The sequence below is a fragment of the Streptomyces sp. NPDC048389 genome (genome assembly GCF_040706335.1).
GTDB lineage: Bacteria > Actinomycetota > Actinomycetes > Streptomycetales > Streptomycetaceae > Streptomyces.
This window is the reverse complement of the sequence record NZ_JBEZKP010000061.1, coordinates 34,661-42,110: the sequence shown is the minus strand read 5'-3', so window position 1 is coordinate 42,110 and position 7,450 is coordinate 34,661. Positions and strand designations below refer to the sequence as shown.

At 74.0% G+C, this 7,450-nt stretch carries 7 protein-coding genes; 4 read left to right on the top strand and 3 right to left on the bottom strand.

From position 1 onward, the window contains the following. Positions 1 to 625: 625 nt before the first annotated feature. The 4 genes from AB0903_RS29385 to argB all read left to right on the top strand — a co-directional run bounded on the left by AB0903_RS29385 (position 626) and on the right by argB (position 4,360). On the top strand, positions 626 to 1,348 hold the full coding sequence (locus AB0903_RS29385; protein WP_366707754.1) for a DUF2470 domain-containing protein: 723 nt from the start codon (positions 626 to 628) through the stop codon (positions 1,346 to 1,348). Between the two features lie 78 nt (positions 1,349 to 1,426). Further along, positions 1,427 to 2,146, top strand: a complete 720-nt coding sequence (locus AB0903_RS29380) for a siderophore-interacting protein (protein ID WP_366707753.1) — start codon at positions 1,427 to 1,429, stop codon at positions 2,144 to 2,146. Positions 2,147 to 2,255: 109 nt separating this feature from the next. Next, a complete protein-coding gene (argC, locus tag AB0903_RS29375; protein WP_366707752.1) occupies positions 2,256 to 3,293 on the top strand; it encodes an N-acetyl-gamma-glutamyl-phosphate reductase in 1,038 nt (345 codons plus the stop codon). 2 nt (positions 3,294 to 3,295) lie between these two features. Next, positions 3,296 to 4,360: an acetylglutamate kinase gene (argB, locus tag AB0903_RS29370; RefSeq protein ID WP_366707758.1), complete on the top strand. Its 1,065-nt coding sequence runs from the start codon at positions 3,296 to 3,298 to the stop codon at positions 4,358 to 4,360. A gap of 108 nt (positions 4,361 to 4,468) precedes the next feature. On the opposite strand, the gene AB0903_RS29365 is transcribed toward argB, so the two are convergent. The 3 genes from AB0903_RS29365 to AB0903_RS29355 all read right to left on the bottom strand — a co-directional run bounded on the left by AB0903_RS29365 (position 4,469) and on the right by AB0903_RS29355 (position 7,434). Then, positions 4,469 to 5,002, bottom strand: a complete 534-nt coding sequence (locus AB0903_RS29365; protein WP_366707751.1) for a GNAT family N-acetyltransferase — start codon at positions 5,000 to 5,002, stop codon at positions 4,469 to 4,471. A gap of 88 nt (positions 5,003 to 5,090) precedes the next feature. Continuing rightward, complete coding sequence (locus AB0903_RS29360) at positions 5,091 to 5,735, bottom strand: 4'-phosphopantetheinyl transferase superfamily protein (RefSeq protein ID WP_366707750.1); 645 nt, start codon at positions 5,733 to 5,735, stop codon at positions 5,091 to 5,093. 118 nt (positions 5,736 to 5,853) lie between these two features. Beyond that, positions 5,854 to 7,434 carry an amidohydrolase gene (locus AB0903_RS29355; protein WP_366707757.1) on the bottom strand — a complete coding sequence of 527 codons (1,581 nt, stop codon included), beginning with the start codon at positions 7,432 to 7,434 and terminating at the stop codon, positions 5,854 to 5,856. Positions 7,435 to 7,450 lie beyond the last annotated feature (16 nt).

The window sequence follows — 7,450 nt, the reverse complement described above, 5'->3', positions numbered from 1 at the left end:
CATCGCCCGCACGGTCGCCAACTGGGCCTTCCGCACCTACCGCCGCAAACCCCTCATCATCCCCGTCATCATCGACGCCTGACGAGACCCGCACGGTCCGGTCGGGGACGCCACCGACGCCCCGGCCCTGTGGCCGGGAGCTCCCCCCGCCCCGCTCCTGCCGGTACCCGGGGCTCCGCCACTGCCCCCCGGGGCCGCGCCTCGGACGTCACCGGTCCGGCGCGCAGGGCCCCCGGGGCCGCCCGGGCCGGCACCGGTCCGCGGGGCCCGGGTGGGCCTGCGCGCCGGACCGGGGCGGCCGGGCGGCGCGGAACGTCACGCGCAGCAGCCGGTCAACGAGGACGAGCTCCACGCTTTGCGCACCCGTCACCGTCACCGCACCGTCCGGGGCGGCAGGGACGGGTGCGGCGCGTGGGGACGGTGTACGCGCGGACGAGGGCGCGATGGCGCACCGTGTCGTGGTCGGCGTTCACCCCTCCCGCGACGGACGGTCGACGTTCGGTGCGCGGCTGACGGGGAGCGGAGCAGACTCCCACAGCGAGAGTAAGTTAGGTTAGCCTTACCTCAAACAAGGGGCTGCCCTCAGACCCCTGCCCGGAGCCGCAACGTCCCGCGAGGAGTCGCCGTGAGTACCGCCGCAGACACCGCCCTGCCCGAGCAGAGCCCGGCGGAGCAGGTCCGCTCCGTGCTGGCCCGGGCCGTGTCCCTGTCACTCACCACGGACGGGCAGGAGTACGACCTGATCGGTATGCACTCCGTGGGCAGCAAGGGGCGGATCACCCTTCACCCCTCCACGGACAGCCCGTTGGCAGTCCAGGCCGCGGCCGCGCCGCGAGGCAGTCTCGCCGCCCTGCTGGAGTTCACCGACATCGCGCCGACGGCCCTGCGCGACCGTGTGCGCGCCCGGGTGACGATCTCCGGCTGGCTCGCTCCGGGCGGCGCCGGGGACGGTGACACGCTCCGTCTCGACCTGGCGCGCGTGACGCTGCGGACCGCGGCGGGGAGCCGGGACGTCGCACTCGACGAGTTCGCCCTCGCCGACCCCGACCCGCTCGCCGTCGAGGAGGCCGCGATGCTGACGCATCTCTGCGACGCCCACGAGGACATGGTGGCCGACCTGGTCGTCCTCGCCGGGTCGCGGCTCCCGCACGGCGTGGTGCGGACCCTGCCGCTCGCGGTGGACCGCTACGGCATCAGCCTGCGCTGCGAGTACCGCGAAGGCCACTGCGATCTGCGCCTGTTGTTCCCGGCCACGGCCCGGGACGCGGCCGAGGCCGGGGAGCAGGTCCGCCGGCTCCTCACGACGCCGCGCTGCGCCCACCAGCGGCACCCTTCCACCCGCCCCTGACCTCGGCACTCACGACCGACCGAGCGGCAGGCACACTTCCGGATCGACGCGTCTCCACACGCGACCAGGGGGCAGACCATGGGACACGGCTGGCAGGGCGTCGCCCTGAAACTCATGCGGGGCAGGGACTTCACCTTCACCGTGCGCTCGAACGAACGGGTCTCGGAGCACCTCCACCGGTTGACCTTCACCGACGGCGGCATGCTCGGCACGACGGGAACGCACCCCACGATGTGGGTGCGTCTCTGGTTCGACGACGCCGGACGGCCGCACCAGCGGGCCTACACGCTGGTGGACCCGGACCCCGGCGCAGGCACCTTCAGCCTGGAGTTCGTCCTGCACCAGGGGCGGGCCAGCGACTGGGCGCGCTCCGCGCAGGCGGGCGACACGATCGAGGCCACCGTCCAGGGCACCGGCTTCACCGTGCCCGATCCCGCGCCGTCGCGGCTGCTCGTGGTCGGTGATCCGGCATCACGGCCCGCCATCAACTCGCTGCTCGCGTCGCTGCCGTTGACCCCGGCCACCATCTGGTTCGAGACCTCGGAGCCCACGGACGCGGACGGTATCGCGCATCAGGGCACCCCGGGCCGGCAGGTGGTCCGCGTCCCCCGGCGCGACGGAGGAGCCGCGCTGGTGGAGACCGTGCGATCCGACCTCCCGGAGCAGCTGGACGCCGACTCCTACGTGTGGATCGCCTGCGACACGGTCACGACCCGCACGCTCGCCGCCTTCGCGCGCAAGCAACTCGGCGTGCCCAAGGAGCGGTTGCACGCGTTCGGGTACTGGCGAGCCGCTTGATCCGAGCCACCCCGGGAAAAGACTTCAGGTTAGGCTCGCCTAATCAATACTGTGCCGCGGCCGAGGTCCTGCCGCTCGACCTTCTGACGCATGAGAGAAACGGAAGAACATGACCGTAAGGGTCGCGGTGGCCGGTGCCAGCGGCTACGCGGGCGGAGAACTCCTCCGCCTGCTGCTGTCGCACCCCGGCGTGGAGATCGGCGCGCTGACCGCGCACAGCAGCGCGGGCCGGCCGCTCGGATCCGTACAGCCGCAACTGGCCACACTCGCGGACCGGGTCCTCGACGAGACGTCGGCGGCTGCCCTGCGGGGTCACGACGTCGTCTTCCTGGCCCTGCCGCACGGACAGTCGGCTTCGCTGGCACGGCAGTTGGAACCCGACACTTTGATCGTGGACTGCGGAGCGGACTTCCGGCTGCGCGACCCGGCGGCCTGGGAACGCTTCTACGGCTCCGCCCACGCCGGGACCTGGCCCTACGGGTTGCCCGAACTCCCCGGCGCCCGCGCCGAGTTGCGCGAAGCCTCACGGATCGCCGTACCCGGCTGCTACCCCACGGCCGTCACGCTCGCGCTGTTCCCCGCCTACGCGGCCCGGCTGGTGGAGCCGGAGGCCGTCATCGTCGCGGCCAGCGGGACGTCGGGTGCCGGACGGGCGCTCAAGCCGCAGCTGCTCGGCGCCGAGGTGATGGGCGCGATGAGCCCGTACGGGGTCGGGGGCGGCCACCGGCACACGCCCGAGTTGACGCAGAACCTCTCCCGCGCGGCGGGCGAGCACGTCACGGTCTCCTTCACCCCGACGCTGGCGCCCATGCCGCGGGGCATTCTCGCCACCTGCTCCGCCCGCCTCCGGCCGGAGGCGACCCCGGGCGGGCAGGACGAGGTGCGCGCGGCGTACGAATCCGCTTACGCCGACGAGCCGTTCGTACGGATACTGCCTCCCGGGCAGTGGCCCTCGACGGCCGCCGTGCTCGGCTCCAACACGGCCCAGGTGCAGATCGCCGTCGACCCGGACGCCGGCCGGCTGATCTGCGTGAGCGCCATCGACAACCTGACGAAAGGCACCGCGGGTGGCGCGGTGCAGAGCATGAACGTCGCCCTCGGTCTGCCGGAACGGCTGGGCCTGCCCATGAACGGAGTGACTCCGTGAGCATGACCGCTGCCCATGGATCCCTTGCGCACGGTGCGGCCGCCGGTGACGGACCGACCGCCGGCGAGCCGGCCGACGACGCCCTGGCGGCCGACGACCTGCCCTGGCTGGAGGAGCTCCAGGGCCGGACCGTCGTCATCAAGTTCGGCGGCAACGCCATGGTGGACCCCGCCCTTCACCGGACGTTCGCCCAGGACGTCGTCGAGCTGTGGCAGGCGGGGCTGCGCCCGGTCGTCGTGCACGGTGGCGGACCGCAGATCAGCGCCATGCTCGACCGCCTCGACCTGGACGTCCGCTTCGAGGCGGGCCTGCGGGTGACCACGCCGGAGACCATGGAGGTGGTCCGCATGGTGCTGACCGGCCAGGTCCAGCGGGAACTCGTCGGCGCGCTCAACGCCCACGGCCCCTTCGCCGTGGGCATGTCGGGCGAGGACGCGCACACGATGACCGCCGTACGGCGGCCCGCGTGGGTGGACGGCCGACCGGTGGACATCGGTCTCGTCGGAGAGGTCGTGGCCGTGGAACCCGGAACCGTGCGCAGCCTGCTGGAAGAGGGCCGCATCCCCGTGATCTCGCCCGTCGCACGGGGTGCGGACGGGGAGGTCTACAACGTCAACGCCGATCTCGCGGCGTCCGCGCTGGCCGTCGCCCTCGGCGCGGAACGGCTGGTGATGCTGACCGACGTCGAGGGGCTGTACGCGGACTGGCCGCACAGCACCGAGGTGATCGACCGGCTGACGGCCGGTGAACTGGCCGACCTGCTGCCGGGGCTCGCGAGCGGCATGCTCCCGAAGATGGAGGGCTGCCTGCGGGCGGTGCGGGCGGGTGTCCGCAGGGCCAGGGTGATCGACGGCCGGGTGCCGCACGCGCTGGTGCGTGGCGTCTTCGCCGAGGACGGTCCGGGCACGACGGTGCTCCCGGATCCGGGAGCGAGCCCCGGCGCGAGCCCCGGCACAGGTACCGGTCCGGGAGCGAGCCCCGGCGCGGGTCCGGGCGCGAGCCCCGGCACAGGCACAGGTACGGGCGCGGACGCTGGTGCTGGCCCGGAGGACGAGAGCGGCGCGTGAGCGCCGCCGTACGCGTTCCGTTCCACGAAGGGGCGGGCCCGGGAGCCGTATCGGCGATGCCGTTGGTGCCGTATCGGCTTCCGGGCCCGCCCCTTCACGTTCCTCGGCTCACAGGACGCGGGCCAGCACGCGGGCGTTGCGCCGGGGGTCCAGGGAGCGGGCCCAGGCCGCGGGGGCCAGGCTTGCGCAGGCCGGTGCGAAGCCCTGCCGGAGGAAGAGGTGGCCGCTGCCGGTCGTCGCCGTGAACACGGTGCGCAGCGACTGGTTCCGTGCCCTCGCCAGCGCGGAGTGCAGGAGCCGGACGCCCATGCCGCACCCCTGCCGGTGCCCGGCGACGCAGAAGTTGTAGAGGACGCCGGCGGCGGGCCGGCCGGCGGGCGGCTCTGCGGGATGGACGCTGAGCCCGAGGCACCCTTCGAGGGTTCCGTCGGCGGCCTCGGCGACGAGGAAGTCGCCCGCCTGGGAGGCGTACTGGGCCCGCGGACGCTCACGGAGCGCTCCCGATCGCACGAACGGCAGGGAGAGGGCGGCGAGCGCGTCGGCGTCGGCGGGCCGCGCGGGCCGGACGGAGAAGGCGCGGAAGCCGGTCGATGGGAGAGTGCGGGGTGACGGCGTGACAGGGCGCGGCGTGGCCGTGATCAAGGCATTCCTTCCTCGGATCCACCGTGCGGGAGGGGCGGTTGGATCACCGCATGACCCCCGGTGGACTTAGAACTAAGGTTAGCCTTGCCTAAGTCGAGAGCCAAGTCGGGTGATCAGAGCCGTCCTCCGTACGGAGCGCGCAGGCGGCCGCGTAGCCCGCAAGAGCCGGCACGTCGGTGACCGACCAACCCGGGACGGCCGCCGGAACGCCCCCGGCACCCACGTACGTGACGGACGGGTCCTCTCCGAGTCCGATGCCGACCCCCTTGAGGTACGCCTCCTTCCGCGCCCAGCAGCGCCCGACGGCGGCGGGACGGGCCGACGGCGCCAGCGCCGCCAGCTCGGCGCGCTCGGTGGCGTGCAGCAACCGCCCCACCTCCGCGGCTGCTTCGGGGCTCGGCCACTCCTCGACGTCGACGCCGACCGGCGCGTCCGCGAAGGCCAGCAGGACGGCGTCGCCGGCGTGCGAGAGGGAGAAGTGGAGCGGTACGGGCGAGGCGCCGGCCACGGCCGGGCGGCCGTGCGGCTCGCCGCACCCGGGACACGGCTCACGCCCGAGACGCACCCCCGCCGGGTCGCATGCGAGGTACGCGCCCAGCAGTTGACGAAGTGCCACATGGGCGACCCGGTACCGGTCCCGGTCGACCGTCCGCACGAAGCCCTGGCACCGGGCCCGCTCGCCGTCGTCGAGCACCGTGTGCAGCGCACCGGCCCGCGCGGCGTACTCGCTCACCCGCACGCTCCACAGCCTGGGCCCCTGCCCTCCCGGCCAGGGCGTCGGCAGGGGGTCCGCTCCCAGGCGCGCCGGGGCCGTCACCGTCCGCACGGCGGGCCCGTGCGGTCGTCGCGCCTCACAGCTTCCCACCCCGCGTCGCCTCGCGTCCGTCCACGAAGGTCGCGACGACCTCGATGTCACCGATCCGGGAGGGGTCGACGCTCCGCGGGTCGTCGCCCAGCACGACGAGGTCGGCGCGCTTCCCGGGGCCGAGGCTGCCCGCGCTGTCGTCCCACCGGCAGGCGTACGCGCCGCCGACCGTGTAGGCGCGCAGGGCCTCGTCGACGGTGACGGCCTCTTCCGGGCCTATCAGCCCGCCCGAGACGGAGGCGCGCTCGACCATGAACTGGACGGCCCGCAGCGGCGATCCGTCGGTGACGGGCCGGTCCGAGCTGCCGACGAGCGTGACCCCGTGGTCGAGGAAGCCCCGGCCGCGGTACATCCACGGCGCCCGGTGCGGGCCCATGATGCTCGCGTAGTCGTCGCCGAAGTAGCGCAGGAAGTTGGGCTGGACCACGGCGCTGAGCCCGAGCCGTGCGAAACGCGGAAGCTGGTCGGGCCGGATCAGCCCCGCGTGTTCGATGCGGTGGCGGGCGTCGGTGCGGGGCCGCAGCGCCTGGGCCCGCTCCAGGGCGTCCAGGGCGAGGTCCGCGGCCCGGTCGCCGATGGCGTGCACGGCGAGCTGCCATCCGGCGAGGTGCCCGTCCACGATGAGGGACGTCAGGTGCTCCGGGTCGTCCTGGAGCTGTCCCGTGTGGTCCGTACCCTCGTACGGGGCCGTGAGGGCGGCCGTACGCGCCATCATGCCGCCGTCGGTGTAGATCTTGAGCGCGCCGACGGACAGCCAGTCGTCGCCGAACCCGGTGCGCAGGCCGAGGTCCAGCGCCCGTGGGATGCCGTCGTCCTCATGCGCGCCGAGCGGCCGGAGGGTGTCGGCCCCCGGCATCAGCTGGACCCGCAGCGGCAGTCGCCCCCGGTCCCGCAGGAGTTGGTAGGCGCCGAGCTCGACGGGGCTGTGGCCGAGCAGGCCGGCGCCGATGCCCGCCTCGGCGCAGGCCGTGATCCCCTCGGCGAGGCAGACGCGGCCGGCGTACTCGATCGCGTCGGCGAGCTCCTCCTGCGCGTACGGAAGGCGCAGCCGCCGTACGGCGCCCATCGCGCTCTCCACGAGGAGTCCGTCCTCGTGGGGGACGCCGGGCGGGAGCAGGTCGAGGACGGCGCTGTTGACCACGCAGGCGTGGCCGGAGTCGTGCATCAGGAACACCCGGCGGCCGTGGCTGACCCGGTCCAGTTCGGCCGCGGTCAGATGGCGTCCGAGGGCCCGCTGGTCGTAGCCGCCGATGTGCACCCAGGCGCCGGGCGCGCCGTGGCGGGAGGCCGCCGCCTCGACGGCGGCGAGGGCGTCCTCGGCCCGCTCGCACCCGGCGATGCTCGGCGAGCTCGCCTTCAGGCCCGTCCATGCCAGGTGGACGTGGCTGTCGATGAACCCGGGCAGCACGGTGGCGCCTTGGAGGTCGACGACCTCGCGTGCGGGCAGGTCGGACACGGCCTCGTCCAGGCCCACGATCCGGCCCTGCCAGATGCCCAGCTCGCGGGCGACCGGGTGGTCGGGATCCATGGTGAGGATGCGCGCGTTCGTCAGCCTGGTGCACAGGATCACGGGCGGTCCGTCC